15 protein-coding genes are annotated in these 26,205 nt (G+C 66.7%); 9 read left to right on the plus strand and 6 right to left on the minus strand.

The genetic code is table 11. The features are described from left to right. Positions 1-7,835, minus strand: a 7,835-nt coding sequence (locus TSO5_RS28695) for a calcium-binding protein (protein ID WP_109154805.1), incomplete at its 3' end; no start/stop codon positions are given. 68 nt (positions 7,836-7,903) lie between these two features. Further along, on the minus strand, positions 7,904-8,971 hold the full coding sequence (locus TSO5_RS28700) for a TIGR03032 family protein (RefSeq protein ID WP_199231049.1): 1,068 nt from the start codon (positions 8,969-8,971) through the stop codon (positions 7,904-7,906). A gap of 321 nt (positions 8,972-9,292) precedes the next feature. Here TSO5_RS28700 and TSO5_RS28705 point away from each other — a divergent pair, with 321 nt between their 5' ends. Then, complete coding sequence (locus TSO5_RS28705; RefSeq protein WP_158282503.1) at positions 9,293-11,083, plus strand: glycosyltransferase family 9 protein; 1,791 nt, start codon at positions 9,293-9,295, stop codon at positions 11,081-11,083. Here TSO5_RS28705 and TSO5_RS28710 read toward each other — a convergent pair. The 3 genes from TSO5_RS28710 to TSO5_RS28720 are packed head-to-tail and all read right to left on the minus strand — an operon-like array spanning position 11,037 to position 15,085. Next, complete coding sequence (locus TSO5_RS28710) at positions 11,037-11,390, minus strand: LysR substrate-binding domain-containing protein (RefSeq protein ID WP_282183542.1); 354 nt, start codon at positions 11,388-11,390, stop codon at positions 11,037-11,039. The genes TSO5_RS28705 and TSO5_RS28710 overlap by 47 nt on opposite strands. Before the next feature lie 51 nt (positions 11,391-11,441). Continuing rightward, positions 11,442-12,134 (minus strand): GntR family transcriptional regulator, encoded by a 693-nt coding sequence (locus TSO5_RS28715; RefSeq protein ID WP_109154808.1) that lies wholly within the window; start codon positions 12,132-12,134, stop codon positions 11,442-11,444. Next, a complete protein-coding gene (locus TSO5_RS28720) occupies positions 12,131-15,085 on the minus strand; it encodes an FAD-binding and (Fe-S)-binding domain-containing protein (protein WP_109154809.1) in 2,955 nt (984 codons plus the stop codon). Before TSO5_RS28720 ends, TSO5_RS28715 begins: the two co-directional genes overlap by 4 nt. A 448-nt stretch (positions 15,086-15,533) precedes the next feature. On the opposite strand from TSO5_RS28720, the gene TSO5_RS28725 reads away from it, so the two are divergent. The 6 genes from TSO5_RS28725 to TSO5_RS28750 all read left to right on the plus strand — a co-directional run bounded on the left by TSO5_RS28725 (position 15,534) and on the right by TSO5_RS28750 (position 21,782). Further along, positions 15,534-16,739: an aminotransferase class V-fold PLP-dependent enzyme gene (locus TSO5_RS28725; RefSeq protein WP_109154810.1), complete on the plus strand. Its 1,206-nt coding sequence runs from the start codon at positions 15,534-15,536 to the stop codon at positions 16,737-16,739. A 39-nt stretch (positions 16,740-16,778) separates the two neighbouring features. Next, positions 16,779-17,765 carry a TRAP transporter substrate-binding protein gene (locus tag TSO5_RS28730; RefSeq protein ID WP_109154811.1) on the plus strand — a complete coding sequence of 329 codons (987 nt, stop codon included), beginning with the start codon at positions 16,779-16,781 and terminating at the stop codon, positions 17,763-17,765. Positions 17,766-17,855: 90 nt separating this feature from the next. Further along, a complete protein-coding gene (locus TSO5_RS28735) occupies positions 17,856-18,461 on the plus strand; it encodes a TRAP transporter small permease (RefSeq protein WP_109154812.1) in 606 nt (201 codons plus the stop codon). Continuing rightward, entirely contained in the window at positions 18,458-19,738 is a 1,281-nt protein-coding gene (locus TSO5_RS28740) for a TRAP transporter large permease (protein WP_199231050.1), read from the plus strand. Before TSO5_RS28735 ends, TSO5_RS28740 begins: the two co-directional genes overlap by 4 nt. 29 nt (positions 19,739-19,767) lie before the next feature. Then, complete coding sequence (locus TSO5_RS28745; RefSeq protein WP_109154813.1) at positions 19,768-20,985, plus strand: CaiB/BaiF CoA-transferase family protein; 1,218 nt, start codon at positions 19,768-19,770, stop codon at positions 20,983-20,985. After that, the gene (locus TSO5_RS28750) at positions 20,982-21,782 is read left to right on the plus strand and encodes an enoyl-CoA hydratase/isomerase family protein (RefSeq protein WP_109154814.1); all 801 of its coding nucleotides are present in this window, start codon (positions 20,982-20,984) and stop codon (positions 21,780-21,782) included. The genes TSO5_RS28745 and TSO5_RS28750 overlap by 4 nt, the downstream gene beginning before the upstream one ends. Positions 21,783-21,825: 43 nt before the next feature. Here the strand turns inward: TSO5_RS28750 and TSO5_RS28755 are convergent, their stop codons facing one another. Then, on the minus strand, positions 21,826-22,782 hold the full coding sequence (locus tag TSO5_RS28755; RefSeq protein ID WP_244560961.1) for a LysR family transcriptional regulator: 957 nt from the start codon (positions 22,780-22,782) through the stop codon (positions 21,826-21,828). Between the two features lie 174 nt (positions 22,783-22,956). On the opposite strand from TSO5_RS28755, the gene TSO5_RS28760 reads away from it, so the two are divergent. Continuing rightward, complete coding sequence (locus TSO5_RS28760) at positions 22,957-24,366, plus strand: MmgE/PrpD family protein (RefSeq protein WP_109154816.1); 1,410 nt, start codon at positions 22,957-22,959, stop codon at positions 24,364-24,366. A gap of 290 nt (positions 24,367-24,656) precedes the next feature. Continuing rightward, positions 24,657-26,159, plus strand: coding sequence for an ABC transporter substrate-binding protein (locus TSO5_RS28765; RefSeq protein ID WP_247871010.1), 1,503 nt, complete (start codon positions 24,657-24,659; stop codon positions 26,157-26,159). Positions 26,160-26,205 lie beyond the last annotated feature (46 nt).

The following is a 26,205-nucleotide window of genomic DNA, read 5'->3' on the forward strand; positions in this document are numbered from 1 at the left end:
ATGGTGTCGATGCCGCGGGTGATGACGGTGTTACCCGACGCACCCAGCGTCACGACGTCCGAACCGGTGCCGCCGACCAGATACTCGACGCCCGAGGCCATCATCGTCACGCCGGCCGCGCCGGTGAAGACGATGTCGGTGCTCGCACCGCCGGTCAGGGTGTCGACGCCCGACACGGTGATGGTATTCGCCGTGTCACCCAGGGTGATGGCGTCGGTGCCGACGCCGCCGATCAAGGTTTCGACGCCACGGGTCAGCAGGGTCGTGCCCGAGGTGCCGATGGTCGCCACGTCGGTGGCAGCGCCGCCAACGAGGATTTCGATACCGGTACCGAGCGCCATCGTGTTGCCGGTGTCACCCAGGAACACGACGTCGGTGCCCGTTCCGCCCGACAGCGTATCGATGCCGCGGATGGTGGCGGTGTTCCCCGACGCACCCAGCGTCACGACGTCCAGACCGGTGCCGCCGACCAGGAATTCGACGCCCGAAGCTGTCATCGTCACGCCGGCCGAACCGGTGAAGACGACGTCGGTGCTCGCACCGCCGGTCAGGGTGTCGATGCCGGTCACAGTGATCGTGTTCGGCGTGTCGCCGAGCGTGATGACGTCGGTGCCGACGGTGCCGATCAGGGTCTCGATCGTACGGGTCAGCAGGGTGGTGCCCGAACTGCCGATGGTCACCACGTCGACCGCCGCACCGCCGACGAGGATTTCCAGGTTCGCACCCAGGGTCAGCGTGTTGCCGGTGTCGCCCAGGATCGCAAGGTCGGAGCCCTCGCCACCGACCAGCGTCTCGATGCCGCGGATGGTGGTGGTGTTCCCGGCAGACCCGAGGGTCAGGACATCGGTGCCGCTGCTGCCGACCACGAAATCCGCACCCGAGACAGTCAGGGTCGCACCGGTCGAACCGGTGACGATGACCTCGAGCCCCGTGCCGCCGATCAGCGTCTCGATGCCGAGCGCCAGCAGCGTGCCGCCGACAGTGCCGATGGTGACGACATCGGTGCCCAGGCCGCCGACCAGGGTTTCGATGCCCGACACCATCAGCGTGTTGCCGACCGAACCGAGGGCGACGAGATCGGTGCCCAGGCCGCCGAAGATCGTCTCGAACAGCGATGCCGTCGCCGTGTTGCCCGTATTGCCGAGCGTCAGCACGTCGACACCGCTGTTGCCGGTCAGTGTTTCGATACCGCGCAGCAGCAGCGTGTTGCCCGCCGAGCCCAGCGTCACGACATCCGTGCCGGTACCGCCGATCAGGGTATCGATTCCCGACACCGCGATCGTCGATCCGCCGGAACCAAGGAAGACGAGTTCGGATGCCGTGCCACCCAGCAGGGTTTCAAGCGCGTTGGCAACCAGCGTTGCACCCAGGGTGCCGATCGCGATCACGTCGCTGCCCGCCCCGCCGGTCAGGGTTTCGAGCAGTGACACCATCATCGTGTTACCGCCCGAGCCCAAGGCGATGACATCCAGCCCGGACCCGCCGGTCAGCGTCTCTATCGCGCTCGTCAGCATGGTGGTGCCGGTGTCGCCGATGGTGACGGTATCGCTGCCCGCCCCGCCGGTCAGTGTTTCGATGCCGCGCAGCAGCAGCGTGTTGCCGTCCGACCCCAGCGTGACGACATCCCGACCGTTGCCGCCGACCAAAATGTCGAGGGCCGATGCCAGCAGCGTGCTGCCGGTGCTGCCCAGGAAGATCAGATCGAAGCCTTCGCCACCGACAACGGTTTCAAGGGCATTCACCTGTGCCGTGATGCCGCCCGACCCAACGGTGATGACATCGGTTGCCGCAGCACCAATGATGGTTTCGATACCGGCGATCCGCACCGTCGTGCCGGCGGTGCCCAACGTCACCACGTCCAGACCGCTGCCGCCGATCAGCGTTTCCACCGCCACCGTCGCCAAGGTGCTGCCGCCGGACCCCAGCGCCACCACGTCCAGACCGGACCCGCCCAGCAGCGTCTCAAGCTGCGACACCGCCAGCGTGTTGCCGCTGGTGCCGAGCAGGACGGCGTCGATGCCGGTCCCGCCGATGATCGTCTCGAACAGCGACACCATCGCCGTGTTGCCGGTGTCGCCCAGCGTCAGAACGTCGACACCGCTGTTGCCGGTCAGCGTCTCGATGCCGCGCAGCAGCACGGTGTTGCCGCCGTCGCCCAGCGTCACCGCGTCGTTGCCCGCCCCGCCGACGAGGATCTCCAGCCCCGAAACCAGCAGCGTGTTGCCGGCTGAGCCGAGATAGACCACATCCGTCGCGCTCGACCCGATCAGCGTTTCCAGGCCCGCAACCAGCAGTGTGTTGCCGCTGGAGCCCGACACCCGGTTCATGTCCGCCGCCGTGTCGAACCGGGCGGTGGCGAGCGTCACGATGTCCAGTCCGCTGCCGCCGATCAGCGTTTCCAGCTGCGACACCAGCAGCGTGTTGCCGCCGGTGCCCAGCGTGATGATGTCGAGCGCGGTCCCGCCAACCAGCGTCTCCAGGTTCGAGGTCACCATGGTCGAGCCGCGATTGCCAATGGTGATCGCGTCCAGTCCGGACCCGCCGGTCAGTGTCTCCAGCATGCGCAGCAGCGTGGTGTTGCCGGCGTCGCTGAGCGTGACGAGGTCCGGGCCGGCGTTGCCGACCAGAACCTCCAGCCCGGCGATCAACAGGGTCGAACCGCCGCCCGGCTCGCCGATCACCACCACGTCGCTGCCGGAACTGCCGATCAGCGTCTCCAGCAGAGTGGCCACGAAGGTGCCGCCACCGTCCGACAGCTGGATGACGTCGCTCCCGCTGTTGCCGGTGATCGATTCGATGCCCGTGATCCGCACCGTCGTGCCGGCAGTGCCCAGCGTCACCACATCCAGCCCGCTGCCGCCGATCAGCGTCTCCACCGCAACGGTCGCCAAGGTGTTGCCGCCGGACCCCAGCGTCACCACGTCCAGACCGGACCCGCCCAGCAGCGTCTCGATCTGCGACACCGCCAGCGTGTTGCCGCTGGTGCCGAGCAAAACGGCATCGACGCCGGTCCCGCCGAAGATCGTCTCGAACAGCGACACCGTCGTCGTATTGCCGGTGTCGCCCAGCGTCAGAAGGTCGACGCCGCTGTTGCCGATCAGCGTCTCGATGCCGCGCAGCAGCACGGTGTTGCCGGCGATCCCAAAGGTGACGACATCGGTCCCGGCCCCGCCGATCAGGGTGTCGATGCCCGACACCGTGACCGTCGAACCGGCCGAGCCGAGGAAGAGCAACTCGGAGCCCGTGCCGCCAGCGATCGTCTCCATGAGGTCAACGAGCAGCGTGGAGCCGGCCGAACCGATGGTGACCACATCGGTGCCGATGCCGCCAGTCAGGGTTTCCAGTCTCCGAACCAGCAGCGTGCTGCCTGCCGTGCCCAGCGTGATGGTGTCGGTCCCTCCCCCGCCAGCCAGCGTCTCGATGCCCGAAACCCCCATGGTGGTGCCGGTATCGCCGATGGTGATGGCGTCGGTTCCCAAACCGCCGATCAGGCTTTCCAGCCCCCGCGTCAACAGGGTGTTGCCGGCCGGACCCAGCGTGACGATGTCGGTGCCGGCACCGCCGATCAGCAGGTCTAGATTGGACACCAGGACCGTGCCGCCGGCCGAGCCAAGGAAGATCAACTCGGAACCCGTGCCGCCGGTGATCGTCTCCAGCAGGTTGGCGAGCAGAGTGCTGCCGGCCGAACCGAGGGTCACGACATCGGTGCCCGCGCTGCCGGTGATCGTCTCCACAATCGAGATCAGTAGGGTGTTGCCGGCCGTGCCCAAGGTGACGACGTCGGTGCCGCCGCCGCCGGCGATCGTTTCGAAGTCGGCGATGAACAGGCTGTTGCCGGCCAAACCGAGAACCACGACGTCGGTGCCGGCTCCGCCGGTCAGCGTCTCGAGAGCGGTTGCAAACAGGGTGCTGCCAGCCGTGCCCAGCGACATGGCGTCGACGGCCGCACCGCCGATGATCGTCTCAAGAGCAGAAACCAGCGTGGTGTTGCCGGTATCGCCCAGCGTGACGATGTCGGTCCCGCTGTTGCCTGCCAGCGTCTCGATGCTGCGCAGCAGCAGGGTGTTACCGGCCGTGCCAAGGGTGACGACATCGGTGCCGATGCCGCCGGTGAGGATGTCGATAGCCGAGATCGAAACGGTCGAACCGGCCGAGCCGAGGAAGATCAACTCGGAACCCGTGCCACCGGTGATCGTCTCCAGCAGGGTGACCAGCAGAGTGCCGCCGGCCGAGCCGAAGGTCACGACATCGGTGCCCGCAGACCCTGCCAATGTCTCGATGGCATTGACGAGCAGGGTCGTGCCGCCGGTCTCCAGCATGACGACGTCGATGCCGATTCCGCCGCTCAGCGTCTCCAGCCGGTCGACGAGCAGGGTACCGCCGGCGCTGCCCAGGGTGATGACATCGGTGCCGGCTCCGCCGGTGATCGTGTCGAGCAGGGTTGCCAGCAGCGTGATGCCGGTCGTACCGACGATCACCGCATCGCCGGCGTCCGACCCGGTCAGCGTTTCGAGACCTTCGACATAAACCGTCCTGCCGCCGCTTCCAAGCGTGATCACATCGGATCCCGACGATCCGAGAATGGTCCTGTATTGGGTGGAGACCGACAGGGTGTTGCCAACATCGCCCAAGACAAGAATGTCGGCATTCAGAATGCTGACCAGGGTTTCCAGTCCGCTCAGATGAAGAGTCTGCCCGGTCGCGATGACGGTTTCGATATTGACGGCGTGAAAGGTCGCCCCGCTGCTGCCAAGCATGACGACATCGGTGCCGGAGCCTCCGATAATCGTCTCGAAGCCGGTTGCCAACAGAGTATTGCCGGCGGTGTCCAGTGTCACGACGTCGGTGCCGACGCCACCGACGAGCGTCTCAATGCCGGTCGCCAACAGGGTGTTGCCGGCAGTGCCAAGCATCACGACATCGGTGCCGCTCCCACCGGTCAGCGTTTCAACAGCCGAGACCATCAGGCTATTGCCGGTAGCACCCAGCGTAATGACATCGGTCCCGGCCCCACCGGTCAAGGTCTCAAGACCTTGTGCAGTCAAGGTCGCTCCAGCCGTACTCAGGGTGACGACGTCAGTGCCGTTGTCTCCCGTCACCGTTTCGATGTCGGACACCAGCATCGTGCTGCCGGCGGTATCCAGTGTAATGACATCGCTGCCGGCCCCACCGATCAGCGTTTCGACAGCCGAGACCAGCAGGGTGTTGCCGGCAGTGCCGAGCGTCATGACATCCGTGCCGGCGGCGCCGATAAGCGTCTCGATGCCGGTTGTCAGCAGGGTGTTGCCACTGACGCCAAGCGTCACGACATCGGTGCCGGTCCCGCCGGTCAAGGTCTCGACAACCGAGACCAGCATCGTGTTGCCGCCGGTACCGAGCGTCACGACATCAGTGCCGGCCCCGCCGGTCAGCGTTTCGAAAGCAAAGAGCAGCAGGGTGTTTCCGGCAGTGCCGAGCGTCGCGACGTCGGTGCCGGTCCCGCCGGTCAGTGTTTCGACAGCCGAGACCAGCATCGTGTTGCCGGCGGCGCTCAGCACCACGAGGTCGGTGCCGGTGCTGCCCGCCAAGGTTTCGATGTCGGATACCAACACAGTGCTTCCGTTGGAACCGATCGTCACGACATCGGTGCCGGCCCCACCGGTCAGCGTTTCGATTCTCCACAACTGGATGGTGTTGCCCGAATCCACCAGCGAGATGGCATCGCGGCCCGAGCCACCGTTCAATGTTTCGATCTGGGAAAGAAAAAGGGTTATGCCACTGGCGCTGACTGTGACGACATCGACGCCCCCACCACCAACCAGTGTTTCAAGCGCCGAGATCAATGCCGTGCTGCCGGCCGACCCGAAGGTCACGACGTCCGTGCCGGTGGCACCGATGACACTTTCCACGGCGGAAAGCAGCACCGTGTTTCCGGCGGTACCGAACGTCACGACGTCGGTGCCGGCCCCGCCGATCAAGGTCTCGATGCCTTGCACCTTCACCGATACGCCGGTGGCGCCCACCGTTACGACGTCGGTGCCGCTGTCTCCCGTCACCGTTTCAATGCGGGAGATCTGAAGCGTGTTGCCGCCGGTCCCGAGAACGACGACATCGACGCTAATCCCGCCGGTCAACGTCTCAATGTCGGAAACCAGTGTCGTGTTGCCACCGGAGGCGAAGGTCACGAGGTCGGTGCCGGCACCGCCGACCAGTGTCTCCAGCAGCTTCACCGTCATGGTGCTGCCGGCGGTTCCGATGGTGATGACATCGGTGCCGGTGCCGCCCGTCAGGGTTTCCAGCCAGGAGACCTGCATGGTCGTGCCGGCCGTCAGGATGGTCACGGCGTCGGTGCCGACGCCACCGGTCAGCGTCTCCAGATCCGACACCTTCGTGGTGACGCCGGCCGATCCCAGGGTGATCAGGTCGGTGCCGCTATTGCCGATGATGCTCGGCACCAGCGACATCGTCATGGTGTTACCCTGCGTCCCCAAAACCACGGACTGCGTGCCGCCCGCGCCGCCCGCGATGACGACTTCGACGTCGAAAACTGCATACCGTACGCCATTGGTGCCGAGGAGGACGACATCCGTTCCCGCACCGCCGATGATGGTTTCAGTGGAGTAGAACGCTATCGTGTTGCCGAGATCGCCCAGGGTTATGGCATCGATACCAGTGCTACCCAGCAGGCTCTCCAGTCCAGACACCAGCATGGTGTTGCCGGTGGTGCCCAGCGTGACGACATCGGTTCCAACCCCACCGATCAGGGTTTCCACCTGCGTGAATGTCGTGCTGTTGCCCGCCGAACCCAGCGTGATGACGTCGGTTCCAACCCCACCGGTCAGGCTTCTCAGCCACGACACCATCATGGTGGTGCCGGCGTCCCCCAGCGTGATCACATTGGTGCCGCCGGTACCGGTCAGCGTTTCGACGCCGGTAACGCCGAAGGTCGCGCCGATGTTACCCAGCGTGATGACGTCCGTACCGGCGCCGCCCGTCAGCGTGTTGATCTGCGACAGCGTCAGCGTGTTGCCGGTATCGGCCAACGTCCTGACGACCGGCGCGATGTTCCGGAGATACAACAGGGATCCGTTGGAGACGCCAAAGAGCGCATCAATGTCGCCGTCGCCGTCGAGGTCGGCCATGGCCGGCGTCGGATAGGCTCCGGTGGCGAGGCCGTAAACGGCCGTCCCGACGAGCGAGAAGGTGGGAGACGATGTCGTCCCGATGTTGATGGAAACGACATCCTTGTTCACCAGATCGAGATCGCCGTCGCCATCGAGGTCGACGAGGATCGGCGTGTTGTTGCGGATGCCCGCCGTCATGCCGAAGAGGTTCGTTCCCTCCAGCGAGAAGGTGGGTGCCGACGAGGTTCCATTGTTGCGGTAGAAAGTGAGACCGCTAGCGGTCCCGATCAGCAGGTCGGCGTCGCCGTCGCCATCCAGGTCGGCGAAGCTCGGAACCATGTAGCTGTCGGAGATGATGCCGAAGAGGTTGGTCCCCTCCAGAGAGAAGGATGGAGAGGCCGACGTTCCAGTGTTGCGAAATAACCGCGTGCCGCCGTCCTTGCTACCGATGAAAAGATCGAGGTCACCGTCTCCATCGATATCGACGAGTCTTGGGGCCGCATAGGTATTGTAGCTGGAAATCCCGAGCAGATTGGTGCCCTGCAGGGAAAAGGTCGGCGCCAGCGTCGTCCCGACATTGGCGAAATACACCGTCTCGCCAAGCTTGTTGCCGACCAGAAGATCCAGATCGCCGTCACCGTCGAGATCCGCGAATGTAGGGGCGCCATAATTCCCAACACCGCTGAGGCCGAAAGAATTGGTGCCGACCAGAGTAAAGGTTGGAGTAGCCACGATCTTTCAGCCCCTCGGATACAAATGTCGACACCACGTTCCTTCACCGGCCGCCGTGAGGCGTCCGGTCAATTCGGAATGTCTGTTGGAGTGGTCACCGCTTCGGCCAGCGCCCGCGCGTCGAGCAGCCCCACCGCCTCCGCGCGGCGCACGCCGGGAAGGATGGCGACGTCGTACAACTCGTTTACGGTGTGATGGAGCCACAGCATGTGCGCAACGGTTCCGCTGTCGGTGTCCACCACGGCCAAGCCGCATTGAGCAGAAATCCCGGCCCGGTTCAGCGCCGCCTCAAGCGGCAACGCGCTCAGCGTTCCGTGATCGCCGCGTGGACGGGACAGCCCGACAACCGCCCATTTCCCAAGGAAGGCCAATCCGCGCGCGAAGCCGGGGCAGAAGCAGACCGGCTCGAAGCGGCCGCTTCCGTCCACCGTTCCAAGCTCGCCGGTGCCGGAGTTGAGCAGCCACAGCCGGCCACGGTGCCAGCGGGGGGAATGCGGCATCGACAACCCAGCGCAGGCAACCTCGCCCGACGGAACATCGATCAGCACGCCGCCGTCGGTCCGGCGCTCGCGCCAGCCCTCGATGACATCGCAGCGGCCCAACGCCGTCGCGAACAGCGGCCAGCCGTCTTCGCCGAGAGCCATCCCGTTCAGATGGCAACGGTCCTCGTTGCGCAGGGCGGAAATGAAGGCGGGCTTCCAGACCGGACGGAATCCCCGGTCGGCGTCGGGAACTGCAAGACAGCTGAAGCGTGTGTTGACGAAGATCGGGACACCGTCGTGCCCGACCGCGATGTCATGGATATCGACGTCACCGGTCATGTAGCCCAATCGCGGCACGTAAAGACGGTCCGCACCCGACGGCGTACGGCCGGACGGTTGCAACGTGTCGGCGAAGCGCCAGAGGTGGGACTGTCCGGCGACCCACAGCGCTGCCCCGTCGACACACAGGCCCTGGCAACGCTGCACCATCCGCTCATGGGCCTTCAGACGCCCATCCTCTCCCAGCCCAAGGAAGAACAGCCTGTGCGTCTCGTAGGTCGAAAATGCGATCGCGCAGCCGACCGTCTCCAGCCAGTCCGGCAGGTTCGGCGTGCCCTGCAGCATGGGATGGGCCAGCATGGGATGGGCCAGCATGGGATGGGATCGTTCTTCGGCTGCCATCCGACCGTTCTCCCCAATCTTTTCGCGGATCACCCCGGAAGAATCGCTAGCATGCACTGCAAAACAAAATTAAATTATTAAGATAGTAGATAATTTTCTCAAAAAATCGTTTTCTTCACAGCCAAAGATGGAGAAAACTTGGAGGAATATCCACGAGCGATCGACTTAAGATGATGAATGTCAGGGCGGAACACGGAATTCGCTCGGCCGAATCGAGCAAATACCGCCCCCACGCACAAGTTCTCTCTACAGCAGCTCTGCACTGGTCCGCCGCCTTCCTCAGGACACACTTTCATGCCCGCCCCAACCGCCGGTTTCACCGACCAAGCCGTCGTACTCACCCACAAAGGTGCCGCCGCCCTGGCCGACGGGCAGGAAACGCTCGCCGTTTCCTGTTTCACCATGGCGGCCATACTGGCACCGCATCGGGCAAGCATCTGGCACAATCTCGGCGAAGCGCGGCGTGCCCTGGGCTTGGCAGCCGGTGCGGCGCGGGCTTACCACCACGCCTTGCGGCTGCGTCCGACCTACCCGAGGGCCTGGGCCGGACTGGCTTCGCTGCTGCACAAGACCCGGCGCTTCAAGGCGGCGGCGCGGGCGTCGATGCGGGCGTTGGCTCTCGACCCAGGCTTTGCCGAAGGCTGGTCGGTCGCCGGTTCGATCCTGCTGGAACAGCGGGCGATGGAGCGCCTGCCGATCATCCTGCATCGGGTGGTGCGGCTGGCGCCGGACAGCCCGCCGGCGTGGCTCGCGCTAGCCGGCGGGCTCGGTGACACGGCAGAGCCGGCGCTGCCGCTCGCCTGCGCGCGGCGCGCGGTTGCGCTGTCGCCCGACCGACCAGCCGGCTATATGAACCATGCCGGACTCCTGATCAGGCAGGGAAGGCTCGACGCGGCCAAGGCGATGCATGACCGGTTGCGCCGCTTGGCTCCGCTGGAGGGGTATGCCGAGGCCGGCGACAGCCTGCTGGCAACCTTGCACGGCGACTTCGCTGCGGCGGTGTCGCTGGCCCGCCGGTCTCTGGTCCTGCAACCGGCTTCCCCGGCAGCCCTCATCAACCTGTCCCTGGCAGAACATGGCCACGGACAGGCGGAGCGGGCACGCCGCGGCAACGAGCGCGCCATTGTGCTCCATCCCGAAAGCGACGTTGCACGCTTCAACCTGTCCATGGTGCTGCTGGCAGATGGCGACTTCGCCAATGGCTGGCGTCTCTATGAATCCCGCTGGCGGATGGACCGTGTTGCCTATCCGGCCTATGCCCCACGCTGGCAAGGCGGCGACCCGGCGGGACGCTCATTCCTTCTGGTGGCCGAACAGGGGCAAGGGGATACGCTGCATTTCGTCCGCTATGCCCCGATGCTGGCCGCACTCGGTGCCCAAGTCCATCTGATGGTCCAACCGTCGCTGGTCCGGCTGCTGTCGGGGCTCCCCGGCATCGCCTCGGTCCGGGCGCCCACGGAACCGCCACCGAAATGCGATGCCTGCATTCCGCTGCTCAGCCTGCCATTGGCGTTCGACACCACTCTGGCAACCATCCCGGCAGCCGTCCCCTATCTGCGCGCATCCGAGCAGGATCGCGCCACCTGGAAACGGAAGCTCGACGGTGAGCGCCGCTTGAAGGTCGGACTGGTCTGGGCCGGTTCCGCGCACAACGACCAGTTCCTGGCCCATATGGTCGACCGGCGGCGAAGCCTGCCGCTTGCCGCGTTGGCCCCGCTGGCCGGCGTTCCGGGCGTGCGATTCTACAGCCTGCAAAAAGGCCCGTCGGCGACCGAAGCTCCGCCGCCCGATCTCGACCTTGTTGACTGGATGGATGGGGTTGGCGATTTCGCCGACACCGCCGCGCTTGTCGCGGAACTCGATCTGGTCATCAGCGTCGACACTTCGGTGTGCCATCTGGCCGGGGCGGTGGGCCGCCCGGTCTGGATGCTGTCGCGCTACGATTCCTGCTGGCGCTGGCTGCGCGACCGGTCGGACAGTCCGTGGTATCCGACCATGCGCTTGTTCCGCCAGGATCGGCCGGGTGACTGGACCCCCGTCATCCTTCGCGTCCGCGCCGCCCTGGAGCGTTGGGCGGTGCAGTGATGAACCGGATGAGCTGATGGTGCCCCTCCCTTAGCCATATCCATCCGTCGATCGGGAGTGCAGCTTTGTCGGGGTAGGGATCAAAGCTCGGATTGCCGGCCAATGGACTTGTCTTGCGCCAGACCATGCCGATGGTCCGGGAGGGTTGGGGATCCTTGAAACGGACGACGGATACCGTGCCTGAACCGGTCTCCACCGCCACAGCCATTTCCGGTATCAATGTCACGCCCATACCCGCCCTGACCATCTGGACGAGCGTGGAGAATGAGTTCGCCTCCAGCGCCTTCCGCGGTGAGGAGGACGGCATGTCTGTTCCATCTCTGCCGAGACCACCGTCCCGCTTCCGACTATCGGCTGCTCAGGCGGCCGACGAGGTTTTCGCGGCGTCGGCACCCGACGACGCCATCCCGGTCGAATCGGCCATGATGTCGATCTTGCGCTCCAGATGCTGCCGCAGCAGAACCGCAATGGCTGGGCCATCCCGCCGGACCAGGGCGTCCAGGATCTGTTCATGCTCGCGCACCGCTTGGTCCCACCAGTCGCGCGGCATATCGGCGACGTAGCGGGCGCGGCGGATGCGCAGCGCCAGGCTGGCGTGGGTGGCGATCAGCACCGGGTTGTTCGACGCCGTCAGGATCATATGGTGGATGCGCTCGTTCAGCCGGTAATAGGCCTGCAGGTCGCGGCGGGCATGGTGGGCCAGCATCTCGTAATGCAGCGCGCGCAGCTCGGCGATCTGTTCCTCGGTGATGTGGGCGCAGGCCAGTTCGCCCGACAGCGCTTCCAGGCAGGCCATCACCGTGAAGGTGTCCTCGATGTCCGCCCGCGTCAGGGTGGCGACACGGGCGCCGCGGTTGGGCAGCAGCAGCACCAGCCCCTCGCTGGCCATCACCTTCAACGCCTCGCGCAGCGGGGTGCGCGACACGCCGAAGCGCTCGCACAGCTCGCGCTCGTTGATGCGCGAGCCGGGCGACAGCTCGCCGTCGACGATGGCGGTGCGCAGCCGGGCGACGACCTCGGCGTGGAGGCTGCTGCGGTCGATCAGAGTCATTCCGGTCTTCCCCCCACCGCGGCAGTCCGGTCCGCCGGCGCCTGTTCCAACGCCTGGTCCAAGACCAGGACGACATGCACCGCCCGCCGGCCGGCGCCGTCCTGGATCTGGTGGCGGCAACTCGTCCCGTCGGCCACCAGGATGGTGTCCGCATCGGCGGCGCGCACCGCCGGCAGCAGGTCGAGTTCTCCCATCCTCATCGACACCTCGTGATGTTCCGCCTGATAGCCGAAGGCCCCGGCCATTCCGCAACAGGTGGATTGTAGCACCGAAACCGCAAGGTCCGGGATCAGCTTCAGAACTCTTTCCACGGGCGGCAGCGCGCCCATGGCCTTCTGGTGGCAATGGCCGTGCACCAGCGCCTTGCGGGCCGCCAGCGGCTTCAGCGGCAGGGTCAGCCGGCCGGCGGCGTGCTCGCGGTCGAGGAACTCCTCGAACAGCAACGCGTGGGCGGCGATGCGGGCACCTTCCGGTCCGGGCAGCACCGCCGTCATCTCGTCGCGCAGGGTCAGCAGGCAGGACGGTTCCAGCCCGACGATCGGCACCCCGCGTTCGGCATAGGGCATCAGCGCCTCGACCACGCGCCATTGCTCCGCCCGCGCCTGCTCGACCAGACCGGCGGCCAGGAAGGTCCGGCCGCAGCACAGCGGCCGGCCACCGTCGGCCGGCACCGCGGCGTGGACCGTGTACCCCGCCGCCTCCAGCACGCGGACGGCCGCGCGGGCGTTGTCGGACTCGAACCAGCGATTGAAGGTATCGGCGAACAGAACCACTTCGCCGGCCGCGCCGGGTTTCGGGGCGTCGGGATGGCGGAACGGCCTCGCATGCCAGCGCGGCAGCGACCGGTGACGGCTGAGCCCGAGCAGGCGCTCCGTCAGCGCCGGCAGGCCGGGGATCCGGCCGTGCAGGTTCAGCAGGGGGGCGGCGGCCGACAGCGCCGGGGCGTAGCGCGGCAGCCACGCGACCAGCCGGTCGCGCAGCGACAGGCGGGCACCGTGCCTGAGGCGCTGGGCCAGCACCTCGATCTTCATCTTCGCCATGTCGACGCCGGTCGGGCACTCTCGCTTGCAGCCCTTGCAGCCGACGCAGAGGTCCAGCGCCTCCATCACCCCGTCGGCGGCCAGCCCCTCGGGGCCGAGCTGCCCGGTCAGCGCCAGCCTCAGCGTGTTGGCCCGGCCGCGGGTGACATGCTGCTCGTCACGGGTCGCCCGGTAGGACGGGCACATCACGCCGGGGTCGGACTTCCGGCAGGTGCCGTTGTTGTTGCACATCTCCACCGCGCCGAGGAAACCGTTCCACTCCGACCAATCCAGCGCGGTGTCGATGGGCAGGGCGCCATAGCCGGGCTTGTAACGGAACAGGCGGCGGTCATCCATGCGCGGCGGATCGACGATCTTGCCGGGGTTGAACAGGCCGGCCGGATCGAACAGCGTCTTGACCTCGCGGAAGGCATCGACGATGCGGCGGCCGTACATCGGCTCGTGGAATTCGGAGCGGACCAGCCCGTCGCCATGCTCTCCCGAATGGGACCCCTTGTATTCGCGCACCAGCACGAAGGCCTCCTCGGCGATGGCGCGCATCTTCCGTACCTCCAGCTCCTGCTTGAGGTTCAGGACCGGACGGACGTGCAGGCAGCCTTCGGAGGCGTGGGCGTACCAGGTGCCGGTGGTGCCGTGACGGTGGAAGACCTCGGTCAGCCGCTCGGTATAGTCGGCCAGATGCTCCAGCGGGACGGCGCAATCCTCGATGAAGGAGACCGGCTTTCCCTCCGTCCGCATCGACATCATGATGTTCAGCCCGGCCTTGCGCACCTCCCAGATCGCCGCCTGGAAGGCCGGGTCGACCGCCTCCACCACCGCACCGGGCAGGCCGAGATCGCCCATCAGCTCGCCCAGCCGGCGAAGGTTGGCGATTTCCTCGTCACGATCCTCGCCGGCGAACTCCACCAGCAGCAGGGCGTCCGGCTCGCCGACGATGAAGCGGTCCATGGTGGCGCGGAACAGCGGGATGTCGCGGCCGAGCGCGATCATGTTGCGGTCGACCAGTTCCACCGCCGCCGGCTTCAGCGCGACGATGGCCTGCGCCGATTCCATCGCCTTGCGGAAGGTCGGAAAGTGGCAGACCCCCAGCACTTTGTGCCGGGGCAGCGGCGCCAGCGCCAGCTCGATGCGCTGGAAGAAGGCCAGCGTCCCTTCCGACCCGACCAGCAGCTTGGCAAGGTTGGGGTGGTCGCCGCCTAGCCGTTCGATGTTGTAGCCGCCGACCTTGCGGCGGACGGCGGGAATGCGGACGGCGATCTCGTCGGCCTCGCGGGCGTGCAGAACCTTCAGCGCGGCTTCGAGCCGCCGATGACGCTCGGTCGACGGGGCGGATCCGTCGAAGCGCACCGGGGTGCCGTCGGCCAGCACGGCGTCGATGGCGCGGACATTGTGCACCATATTGCCGTAGCGCAGCGACCGGGTGCCGCAGCTGTTGTTGCCGGTCATGCCGCCGATGGTCGCCTGCGCCGCGGTCGAGACGTCGACCGGGAACCACAGCCCCAGCGGTTTCAGTGCCTTGTTCAGATGGTCCAGCACGATGCCCGGCTGCACCGTCGCGGTCCGCGCCCCGGCATCCACGTCGAGGATGCGGTTCAGGTGCCTGGAGCAGTCGAGGACCAGCGCCTCGTTCACCGTCTGCCCGCATTGCGAGGTGCCGCCGCCGCGCGGCAGGATCGGCACCCCTTCCTCCACCGCGACGGCGACCGCCGCCGCCACATCCTCCGCATCGCGCGGGACGACGACGCCGACCGGTTCCATCTGGTAGATCGAGGCGTCGGTGCTGTAGCGCCCGCGCGTGAAACGGTCGAACAGCACCTCCCCCTTCACGGCGCCGCGCAGGCGGGCGGCCAGGGCGCTGTCACCGATGCGGGAGCCGCGGCGCGGCGGGACGTTGCGGTCGTCGAGCGGCATGGCGTGGGCTCCCCTGAAACGGATGGCGGCGGCGGATGGCACGGCTGGATCGCACCGGCAGACCGTCAATTTTGCATTCAAAATTCACTTTGCGGTGAATCGTCCCTGCTGGCCGATGGATAGGAGCGTGAACTTCAATCGTTCGCCAGACGAACAAAATCCTTATGGGAACGCAGGATTTCTGTCGAGCCCCAGTGACATCATAGGCGCTATTGCCGATGCACCCTTTCGGAAATGGGTAGGTCATGGCCGCAAATGACCGTTTGCAGAGCCGGCCATTTGAATGCAAAATTTGTTTGGTGGACGAACCAATAGTCAGCGCATGCCGTCACCGTTCTGCGCCCGGATCCCGCGCACCGACCGGGCGCACCGATACTGCCCCCTAGTCACCGACACCGGGGCAACACCGACACCACGGCATCATCGATACAAGGGAGGAGGAGCCTTCATGGCCCATCGCAGCGGACGCCATTTCCTGCAAATCCCGGGTCCGACCAACGTGCCCGACCGCATCCTGCGGGCGATGGACCGGCCGACCATCGACCATCGCGGCCCGGATTTCGCCGCCCTCGGCCGTGAAGCGCTGGACGGAATCAAGACGATCTTCAAGACCGAGCAGCCGGTGGTGATCTACCCGGCGTCGGGCACCGGGGCGTGGGAAGCGGCGATCGTCAACACGCTGTCGCCTGGCGACCGGGTGCTGATGTTCGAGACCGGCCACTTCGCCACGCTGTGGCGCAATCTCGCCGAGCGCTTCGGCATCCACTGCGATTTCGTACCGGGCGACTGGCGCCACGGCGTCGACCCGGCCGCGGTGGAAGCCCGGCTGGCCGAAGACCCCGGCCACGCCATCAAGGCGGTGATGGCGGTCCACAACGAGACCTCGACCGGCGTCGCCAGCCGCATTCCGCTGATCCGCAACGCCATCGACGCTGCCGGCCACCCGGCGCTGCTGCTGGTCGACACCATCTCGTCGCTGGGCTCCATCGACTACCGCCACGACGAATGGGGCGTCGACGTGACGGTCAGCGGCTCGCAGAAGGGCCTGATGCTGCCGCCGGGACTGAGCTTCAACGCCATTTCCGAAAAGGCGATGGCGGCCAGCCGCAGCAACCGGATGCCGCGGTCCTACTGGGATTGGGCCGACATGGCCGGTCCGAACCGGGCCGGTTTCTTCCCCTACACGCCGGCGACCAACCTGCTCTACGGCTTGGTCGAGGCCATCGACATGCTGCACGAGGAAGGGCTGGACGCCGTCTTCGCCCGCCACGACCGCCACGCCGAGGCGACGCGCCGCGCCGTGACCGGCTGGGGGCTGGAAGTTCTGGCGCTCAACCCGGCCGAATATTCCAGCTCGCTGACAGCGGTGCTGCTGCCGGACGGCCATGACGCCGACCGGCTGCGCCGCATCATCCTCGACCGCTTCGACATGTCGCTGGGCGCCGGGCTCGGCAAGCTGGCCGGCCGGGTGTTCCGCATCGGCCACCTCGGCGACTTCAACGACCTGACGCTGGCCGGCACGTTGAGCGGGGTGGAGATGGGGTTGGAACTGGCCGGCATCCCCCACCGCAAGGGCGGCGCCCGCGCGGCGATGGATGCCCTGCAGGGTGGAGCCGCCGCGCAGGCGGAAAGGACGGCCGCCACCGTCGCCTGACGCCGCAACGAGACACCAAACAAAAAGGGAGGGACAGTCATGAGCTACACCACCAAGGCGCTGGTCGCGTCGGTCCTGTTCGCCGGTTCGCTGATGGCGGGCGCGGTGCAGGCGCAGACCGAGATCAAGCTTGGCCATGTCGGGGAGCCGGGGTCGCTGTTCGACCGCTCCAGCCAGGAATTCGCCCGCATCGCCAACGAAAAGCTGGGCGGCAAGGCCAAGGTGGTGGTCTTCGGCTCCAGCCAGCTCGGCGGCGATTCGGAGATGCTGAAGAAGCTGAAGCTCGGCACCATCGACCTGTCCCTGCCTTCCACCGTCATGTCGTCGGAGGTACCGGTCTTCGGCCTGTTCGAACTGCCCTATCTGGTCAAGGACCGCGACCATATGGTCCGCATCCGCGACGAGATCGTGACGCCGATCCTGGTGCCGGCGGCGGAAAAGGACGGCTACCACATCCTCGGCGTCTGGGAGAACGGCTTCCGCCAGATCACCAACAGCAAACGCCCGATCACCAAACCGGAGGATCTCCAGGGCATCAAGCTGCGCGTGCCCCAGGGGGTGTGGCGGGTCAAGATGTTCAAGGCCTATGGCGCCGACCCCAGCCCGCTCGCCTTTTCCGAGATCTTCGTGGCGCTCCAGACCGGGGTGATGGATGGCCAGGAAAACCCGCTGGCCCAGATCTACCCGGCCCGCTTCTACGAGGTGCAGAAGTACCTGTCGATGAGCGACCACGTCTACACCCCGGCCTATCTGACCGCCGGCCGCAGCTGGAAGAAATTCTCGCCCGAAATCCAGAAGGCGCTGACCGAAGCCGCGCAGGAAGTCCAGCCGACCGTCTACAAGATCGCCGCCGAAATGGACGAGGACCTGCTGAAGAAGCTGAAGGAGGCCGGGATGGAGGTCAATCAGGTGGACAAGGCCGCCTTCATCAAGGCCAGCGCCGGCATCTACAAGAGCTTCGAGGATGAAGTTCCGCAGGGTGGCGAGCTGATCAAGAAGGCGCAGGCGCTGGCCAGCAAGTCCTAGGGCCGGCACGCCGCGGGGGCGGTCATCGGCGACCGCCTCCCAAGCCCGCGTCCCAGTCTCAGCCACTCCCTTCGGAGGGAAACCGTCGTGATGCTCGACCGTCTGCGCACCGGCTTCGAGTGGGTGCTCGAAACCATCGTCATCCTGCTCGTCTCCGCTCTGACCCTGCTCATCATCGCCGGCTTCGTCTGCCGCTATTTCGGAAGCTCGTTGACCTGGTACGACGAAGTGGCGTCGATCGGGCTGGCTTGGCTGACCTATTACGGCTCGGCGCTGGCCGCGCTGAAGGGCGCGCACATCGGCTTCCCCGGGCTGGTCAACGCAATGCCGCCGTCCTTCCGCCTGCTGGCGACGCTGTTCGCCGAGGCCAGCGTCTTCCTGTTCTTCGGCATCCTCGCCTGGACCGGCTGGGAGGTGCTGATGGTGCTGGAAGGCGACACGTTGGTCAGCCTGCCGTCGGTGCCGCTGCAACTGACCCAGTCGGTCATTCCGGTGGGCGCCGTGCTGTTCATGATCGCGGAAGCGCTGCGCCTGCCCAGGGTGCTGGCCGACGCCCGCGGCCATGGCTTCGTCGACCATGAGCTGGAAGACGCACTGGGTGCCGATCTGGCCCGACCCGAGCCGCCGCGAGCCGCCACCAGTGCCACCACCCCTATCGCCCGCGCCACCGCCTATCCGGAAGGACCGCGCCCATGACCATCGGCTTCATGCTCAGCGGGCTGTTCGCCCTGGTCCTGCTCAACGTGCCGGTCGCCATCGCGCTCGGCCTCGTCGCCATGGCCGCCATCGTGGCGATCCAGGGGTCGGACAATCTGGTCAACGCGGCGCTGGTGATGTTCGACGGCGCCACCAACTTCCCGCTGCTGGCGATCCCGCTGTTCATCCTGGCCGGCGCCATCATGAACGCGTCGAGCATCTCGCGCCGGCTGGTCGCCTTCGCCTCCGCCCTGTTCGGCTTCGTCCGTGGCGGGCTTGCGATGGTGGTCATCGGCTCGTCGATGTTCTTCGCCGAGATCTCCGGTTCGGCGGTGGCCGGAGTGGCGGCGCTCGGCACCATCCTGATCCCGGCGATGAAGACGCGCGGCTATTCCAGGGAGTTCTCGGCCGCGATCTGCTCGTCGGCGTCGAGCCTCGCCATCATCATCCCGCCGTCGATCCCGATGATCCTCTACGCGGTGATGGCCGAGACGTCGGTGGTCAAGATGTTCGTCGCCGGCATCATCCCCGGCGTGCTCGGCGCGATCGGGCTGGCGGTCGCCGCCTACATCCAGGCGGTGCGCTACGATTTCCCGGTGGAGGAGCAATTCCGCATCTCCCGCCTGCGCGAAACCGCGCGGGAGGCCGCCTGGGCCTTCCTGCTGCCGGTCATCATCCTGGGCGGCATCTTCGGCGGCTTCGTCACCGCGACGGAGGGCGCCGGTCTGGCGGTGGCGGCGGCGCTGTTCATCAGCATCGTCATCTACCGCGAACTCGACCTGCGCGAGCTGCGCAAGGCCTGCCTGGACGGCGGCGTGCAGACTGCGGTTGTGATGCTGCTGGTCGCGGCGTCGGCGCTGATCGGCACCTTCCTGACCGAGGCGCAGCTGCCCCAGGCGCTGGCCCGCAGCATCAGCGAGATCACCACCAACAAATACGCCGTGCTGGCCCTGCTGAACGTCGCCTTCCTGATCCTGGGCATGTTCCTGCATTCGGCGGCGGCGATCATCCTGGTGGTGCCGATCGTCATGCCGCTGATCCACGCGGTCGGCATCGACCCGGTGCATTTCGGGCTGGTGGTGACGCTGAACCTCGCCATCGGGCAGCAGACCCCGCCGGTGGCCAGCGTGCTGATCGCCGCCTGCTCCATCGCCCGCACCGACATCTGGGAAACCACCAAGGTCAACCTGCCCTTCATCGGCGTGCTGCTGCTGGTGCTGGCGATCTGCACCTATGTGCCCGCCCTCTCGCTGGGGCTGGTCGACCTGTTCTACTGAAACACTCAAACGCTGAGGACCCGTAAGCGATGGCCGATACGGAACAACGGCGCACGGGCGGACCGCTCGCCGGCATCAAGGTGGTGGAACTGGCCCACATCATGGCCGGCCCGGTCTGCGGCCTGATGCTGGCCGACATGGGCGCCGACGTGGTGAAGGTGGAGAAGATCCCCGGCGGCGACGACAGCCGCCGCATGGTGCCGCCGACCATCAACGACGAATCCGCCGCCTACATGGCGATGAACCGCAACAAGCGCGGCATCGCGCTGGACCTGAAGACCGACGACGGCAAGCAGGTGCTGCGCCGCCTCATCGCCGGCGCCGACGTGGTGATCGAGAACTACCGCCGCGGCACCATGGAGAAGCTGGGCTTCGGCTACGAGGCGATGCGCGCCATCAACCCCGGCATCGTCTTCTGCGAGATCTCCGGCTTCGGACGCAGCGGACCGCTGGCCGACCGCGGCGGCTTCGACCTGATCGCCCAGGGCATGAGCGGCCTGATGAGCATCACCGGCGAAGGCCCCGGCCGGCCGCCGGTGAAGGTCGGCGCCCCGGTGACCGACATCACCGCCGGGCTGCTGGGTGCCATGGGCGTCATGGCGGCGCTGGTCGAACGCCAGCGCACCGGCGAGGGCCAGCGGGTCGACACCTCGCTGTTCGAGGCGGGGATCATCCACACCTACTGGCAGTCGGCGATCCGCTTCGCCACCGGGATAAGCCCGGGTCCGATGGGCTCGGCCCACCCGTTGAACGGCCCCTACCAGGCCTTCCCCACCGCCGACGGCTGGATCAACGTCGGCGCCGCCAACCAGACCAACTGGCTGCGCCTGACCGAGGCGCTGGACGCGCGTTCCCTGCAGGACGATCCGCGCTTCGCCGACAACCCCGGCCGCATGCGCCATCTGGCGGAGCTGGATGAGCTGCTGTCCGCCATCCTGCGGCGGCGCACCACCGCCGAGTGGCTTACGGTCCTGGAGGCGGCCGGCGTCCCGGCCGGTCCGGTGCTGAGCATCGCCGACATGCACGAACACCCGCACACCCTGGCCCGCGACATGGTGGTGGAGGTCGAGCACAGCCGGGCCGGGCCGGTGAAGACGCTCGGCCTGCCGATCAAGTTCTCCCGCACCCCCGGCGGCGTGCGCGGCCCGGCTCCGGCGTTCGGCGAGCACAGCCGGGCGGTGCTGGCCGAACTCGGTTACGACCAGGACGCCATTGAGGCGATGGAGCGGGCGCGGGTGGTGGCATGACCGGAAGCGATGAAACGATGACCGACGAACTGCTCTACGAGGTGCGCGACGGCATCGCCCGCGTCACCTTCAACCGGCCCCATGCGCGCAACGCCCTGACCTTTGCCATGTACGACCGGCTGGCGTCGGTCTGCGCCGAGGTCGACGACACGCCGGACATCCGCGCGATGCTGCTGACCGGCGCCGGTGACAAGGCCTTCGCCGCCGGCACCGACATCGCGCAGTTCCGGAGCTTCACGACGGCAGAGGACGCCCTGGCCTACGAAGCGCGGATCGACCGCGTGCTGGGAGCCCTGGAGCGCTGCCGGGTGCCGACCATCGCCGCGGTCGCCGGAGCCTGCACCGGCGGCGGGGCCGGCATCGCCGCCGCCTGCGACCTGCGGATCGGCGCCGCCAGCGCGAAATTCGGCTTCCCCATCGCGCGCACCCTGGGCAACTGCCTGTCGATGGGCAATTACGCCCGGCTGTCGGCGCTGATCGGTCCCGCCCGCGTCACGGAGATGATCTTTACCGCCCGCTTGATCGAGGCCGACGAGGCGAAGGCCATCGGCCTGCTGTCGGAAGTCGTCGCCGACGCGGCGGCGCTGGCGGATCGCGCCGAAACGCTCGCCCGGATGGTGGCGTCCCACGCGCCCCTGACCCTGCGGGCGACCAAGGAGGCGTTGCGCCGGCTCCGGCAGGGCGGCGATCCCGGAACCGGAGAGGATCTGATCGTGATGTGCTACACGAGCGCGGATTTTCGTGAAGGAATGGACGCCTTCCTGAACAAGCGCCCACCCCGCTGGCAGGGCGAATAGACCCGTTCCCGAAGCAGGGCCTCGGGGGGCCGGTGCGGTTCACTCAGCGTCGGATCATCGGCTTGAGCCAGGGCGAGATCGCGAAGACGTCGGTGAAATACCCCTGCTTGATGACCGCGCATCCCGCCTTATGGATGTTGGCGGGCAGCGAGCCCAGCTCCCCCTTCCGGGTCACCACATGGATCGAGCGGCGGAACCCGGAAGTCGGCAACGGCAGCACGCGCATATGGTTCAGGTGCTGACGGCTTTTCACCAATGCGGTTGGCGGGAGCAGGCTCCATCCCATCTCTTCCGCCACCATCGCCATCACGGTGTCGGTCGCGTCGAAGGCGAAGCTGCGCGGCACCTCCATGCCCAAGCGCCGCAGATGCTGATCCACCAACCGGCCGAGCGCGCTGTCCGTCGTGCTGCGGATCAGCGGCAGAGTCCGGGACAATGCTCGGAGAGCGGCTTCATCAACGACCTCGGGGCAGCTGCGCGGCAGCAGCAGGACGAAGGGTTCGGTGAGCAGGCACAGGCTGTCCACCTGATCCATGTCGTCGAAGCTGTCGTTGGTGAACAGCACGTCCAGCCGACGGGCGAGGAACTGTTCGCGCAGTTGCCCGCACAAACCAGACGCGATGCTGAAGGACGGCACATTGTCGCGCAGCCGCTGAAGCAGCCGGGGAATGAACGGTGCCGCCAGCGTGTCGATGCAGCCGATGCGCAGTTCCGGCATGAAGGGCGCGTCCGTTCCACCGATGGCCGCCGGCAATTGCCGCGCATCGGTCAGGATGCGGTTGCTCCAATGCCAAAGCCGCTGCCCGGCGGCGGTCAGCGCCATGGGCCTGATGCTGCGGTCGAGCAGTTGGGTGGCGAAGGCGGTTTCCAGCTGGCGCACGACATGCGACACGGCCGATTGTGTCAGCCCCAGCCGCCCGGCGGCGCGGGTCATGCTTCCCAACTCGGCAACGGCGACGAACACTTCCAGGGATCCCAGATCGAAGTCGCGATGATGCATGGGGCTCCCATCTTCAGGTTTGGTGGCGGCTGCACATTGCATACTATCTTATGCCCGATGCTCTCATGAATCCCGCTCATGCCGACCATGAAATAAATTTCTCCGGCTGACGGTAATTGTGATTTTCGCGGCAGCCTGGGGGACCTGCCTGCACGTTCCGCCGGAGACCCTGCCATGACGCTGCCCCCTGACGATCTCCCTTCCCCCACCGCCGCCGCCCGGCGGATCGGCGATTGGGTGGCGGGGTTGCAACGAAGCGATGTACCGGAACCGACCGCTGCCGTCGCGCTGGATTGCATCGTCGACACGCTGGGGGTGGCGCTCGCCGGGACCAGGGAGACGGCCACCCGACTGGCGGCGGACGAAGCGCGCGAAAGCTATGCCGCGGGACCATCGCGGCTGCTGACCGGTGGCCGCCTATGCGCGGAGGGTGCCGCCTTCGCCAATGTCGCAGCCGCCCATGCACTGGATTTCGACGACAACAGTTATGCCGGCTTCGTCCACGGCTCCGCCGTCCTGGTGCCGACGGCGCTGGCGATGGTCGAGGCGGCCGGCGGTACGGGGGGCGATCTGCTCACCGCCGTCGTGGCCGGTGCGGAGGCGCAATATGCGTTGGCGGAGGCGGTCGGCAACGGGGTTTATCACGACGGCTGGTGGACCACCGCGCTGTTCGGCACCGTCGGTGCTGCCGCCGCCAGCGCGAAGGCTCTCGGGCTGGATGGACGGACTGCGGCAGACGCCATCAGCTTTGCGCTGTGCGGGACCGGGGGTTTGCGCGCCTGCTTCGGCACAGGTGCCAAGCCGCTGCTTGCCGCGCAGGCCGCGGCGAACGGAGTGCGGGCCGCCCGGTTGGCCGCGCGGGGGCTGACCGTGCCCCATGGGGTGGTGGAGGATCCGCGCGGTTTCGCCCGGCTGATCGCGGCGGACCGCTTCGATCCGACGGCTTTGGACGCGCTTGGCCGGCGCTGGCGCCTGCTGGACCCCGGCATCGACACCAAGCTCTATCCGGTTTGCCTGTCCGCCCATGCCGCCATCGACGCGGTGCGCGACGTGATGGCGGAAGGGGAACTCAGGCCCCGTGACATCCGGGCAATCGACTGCCGGGTTCCGCCGGTGGTGGCCGCCAACCTGACCTATCACCGCCCGGTGACAGCGGGGGAAGCCCGCTTCAGCCTGCCTTTCGCGGTGGCCTGTGCAATGCTGCACGGAACGCTGGCGCTGGAGCATCTGGATGACGCGGCACTGGCCGATCCGGTGCTGCGCCAAGCCATGGCCTGTGTCTCGATGACAGTCGATCCCGGGTGGAACGCCGATCCCGACCGCGCCCGCACCGCACCGGAGGGCGCCGAGGTGAGTATCGAGACAATGAAGGGTGAGCTCTTCGTCCGCTTCTGCGCCTCGGCACGCGGCACGGTGGCCCGCCCACTGTCGGCGGCGGAGCATGCCGCCAAATTCCGAACCTGCGCCGCCCGCGCGGTCGGGCTGGACGAAGCGGAACGCTTCCACCGGAAATTGCGCCACCTTGAGGCGGAGTCCGACCTGTCCCGCCTGTTCGACTTCACCCACCATGCCGGCCGTTCATGATGTCGATGAAAATCGATCATGGTGGGCTGCCGCTCGATCAGCGACAGCCCGCTTTTTCAACAAGCGGGCTCATCGAACCATTCGCGGAAAACTCAGGAAAACCAGCGGCTTCGTCGAGAGTGCACTGCACAATATCTATGCGATATGGTCGATTGCCTAAGTTTTAGCCCGATTGTCGCCCGGTTTATCGCCCTCCCGCCCCCCTTTCCTCCGGCTGCGGCGTTGTGAGACCGTTTTGATCAAGCAGAAACCAAGGTCCGCCGAAAGGACCGGTAAACAGAGGGGCTTTCATGATGATGCGACGTATGGTGGCGCGGGCCGTGCTCTCGGCCATCCTCCTGTCCGGGACGGCGATGTCGGTCCAGGCCGCGGGTACGCTCAAGGTCTCCGTGGATTCGAACCTGAACACGCTGGATCCCGCCAAAATGAAGGGCGGTCAGGAGTATGTCGCCGCCTATCTGATCTTCAACGGCCTGACCGTCATCGGTCACGACATGACGGTGAAGCCCGATCTGGCCGAACGCTGGGAGCACAGCGACGACCTGAAGACCTGGACCTTCCACCTGCGCAAAGGCGTGAAGTTCCACAACGGCCGGGAGCTGGAGGCAGAGGACGTCGTCGCCACCATCGCCCGCATCCAGGACAAGGCGACCGGCTCCACCGCCCGCGTCAATTTCGAGATCGTTGAGTCGATAAAGGCGCTGGACCCCTTGACCGTCCAGTTCCAGTTGAAGAGCCCCTATGCCGGCTTCGCCGAGCTGTTCGGCGAGCGGCAGGCGCGCATCGTGCCGCGCGACGCCGTCGACACACTGGCCTCCAAGCCGGTCGGCACCGGTCCGTTCGAGTTCGTCTCCTTCGCCCCCGGCGACCGCATCGTCCTGAAGCGCAACCCCAACTATTTCGAGCCGGGCCTGCCGAAGCTGGACGAGGTGGTGGTGCGCATCCTGCCGGAATCGGCGGCCCAGGTGGCGGCGCTGACCACCGGCGAGCTCGACATGGTGTGGAACCTGCCACTGGAGGCCATCGACAAGATCAAGGCCGACCCGAAGCTGAAGATCGATTCCGTCCCGACCTCGACCTGGGACGGCGTCATCATGAACAACAAGGTGAAGCCATTCGACGATCCGCGCGTGCGCAAGGCGGTGGCGATGGCACTCGACAAGCAGGCGATCACCCAGATCGCCCTGTTCGGGCACGGCACGCCGACCCATTCGCCGATCCCGCCAAGCCACCCCTACTACAACAAGGATCTGAAGATCGCCAAGGGCGACCCGGCGGGGGCGAAGAAGCTGCTGGCCGAGGCGGGCTATCCCAATGGGTTCGAGGTCACGCTGCACACGCCGGCCGGCCGCGCCACCCGCGAACGTCTCGGCCTTGCCGTGCGTGAATTGCTGAAACCGGCGGGCATCACCGTCAATGTCCAACGCGTGCCTTTCGACGTCTTCCTGAAGGATATTGAGGGTAAGGCCGGCTTCTACATCGACGGCTTTTTCAGCCGTCCGACCATCGATACCTCCGTCTATCCCTGGTACCACTCCCGCGGGTCGTGGAACACCGCGCTGTGGAACTACTCCAACCCCAAGATGGACACGCTGCTCGACAACGCCCGCCAAGCCAAGAGCGAGGACGAGGCCAAGTCGCTCTACCAGCAGGTCCAGGCGCTGGCGGTGGAGGATTCGCCGGGCGTGATCCCCTACGTCATCAACCACATCAACGGCCTCAGCACCAAGGTGCACGGCTTCCATTCGCACCCGATGATGTTCCTCGACCTGCGCGACGTGTCGGTCGACTGAGGCCGATCGGGAACCGGCCGCGTCCATGGCGGCCGGTTCCCCCTTC

Source organism: Azospirillum sp. TSO5 (genome assembly GCF_003116065.1).
Lineage (GTDB): Bacteria > Pseudomonadota > Alphaproteobacteria > Azospirillales > Azospirillaceae > Azospirillum.

What these genes read in the sequence shown, in the direction of transcription:
- TSO5_RS28755 (WP_244560961.1), bottom strand. Translation starts at nt 22,782, where the DNA reads ATGCATCATCGCGACTTCGATCTGGGATCCCTGGAAGTGTTCGTCGCC.
- TSO5_RS28760 (WP_109154816.1), top strand. Translation starts at nt 22,957, where the DNA reads ATGACGCTGCCCCCTGACGATCTCCCTTCCCCCACCGCCGCCGCCCGG.
- TSO5_RS28715 (WP_109154808.1), bottom strand. Translation starts at nt 12,134, where the DNA reads ATGACTCTGATCGACCGCAGCAGCCTCCACGCCGAGGTCGTCGCCCGG.
- TSO5_RS28725 (WP_109154810.1), top strand. Translation starts at nt 15,534, where the DNA reads ATGGCCCATCGCAGCGGACGCCATTTCCTGCAAATCCCGGGTCCGACC.
- TSO5_RS28705 (WP_158282503.1), top strand. Translation starts at nt 9,293, where the DNA reads ATGCCCGCCCCAACCGCCGGTTTCACCGACCAAGCCGTCGTACTCACC.
- TSO5_RS28740 (WP_199231050.1), top strand. Translation starts at nt 18,458, where the DNA reads ATGACCATCGGCTTCATGCTCAGCGGGCTGTTCGCCCTGGTCCTGCTC.
- TSO5_RS28735 (WP_109154812.1), top strand. Translation starts at nt 17,856, where the DNA reads ATGCTCGACCGTCTGCGCACCGGCTTCGAGTGGGTGCTCGAAACCATC.
- TSO5_RS28765 (WP_247871010.1), top strand. Translation starts at nt 24,657, where the DNA reads ATGATGATGCGACGTATGGTGGCGCGGGCCGTGCTCTCGGCCATCCTC.
- TSO5_RS28745 (WP_109154813.1), top strand. Translation starts at nt 19,768, where the DNA reads ATGGCCGATACGGAACAACGGCGCACGGGCGGACCGCTCGCCGGCATC.
- TSO5_RS28720 (WP_109154809.1), bottom strand. Translation starts at nt 15,085, where the DNA reads ATGCCGCTCGACGACCGCAACGTCCCGCCGCGCCGCGGCTCCCGCATC.
- TSO5_RS28710 (WP_282183542.1), bottom strand. Translation starts at nt 11,390, where the DNA reads ATGCCGTCCTCCTCACCGCGGAAGGCGCTGGAGGCGAACTCATTCTCC.
- TSO5_RS28750 (WP_109154814.1), top strand. Translation starts at nt 20,982, where the DNA reads ATGACCGGAAGCGATGAAACGATGACCGACGAACTGCTCTACGAGGTG.
- TSO5_RS28730 (WP_109154811.1), top strand. Translation starts at nt 16,779, where the DNA reads ATGAGCTACACCACCAAGGCGCTGGTCGCGTCGGTCCTGTTCGCCGGT.
- TSO5_RS28700 (WP_199231049.1), bottom strand. Translation starts at nt 8,971, where the DNA reads ATGCTGGCCCATCCCATGCTGGCCCATCCCATGCTGCAGGGCACGCCG.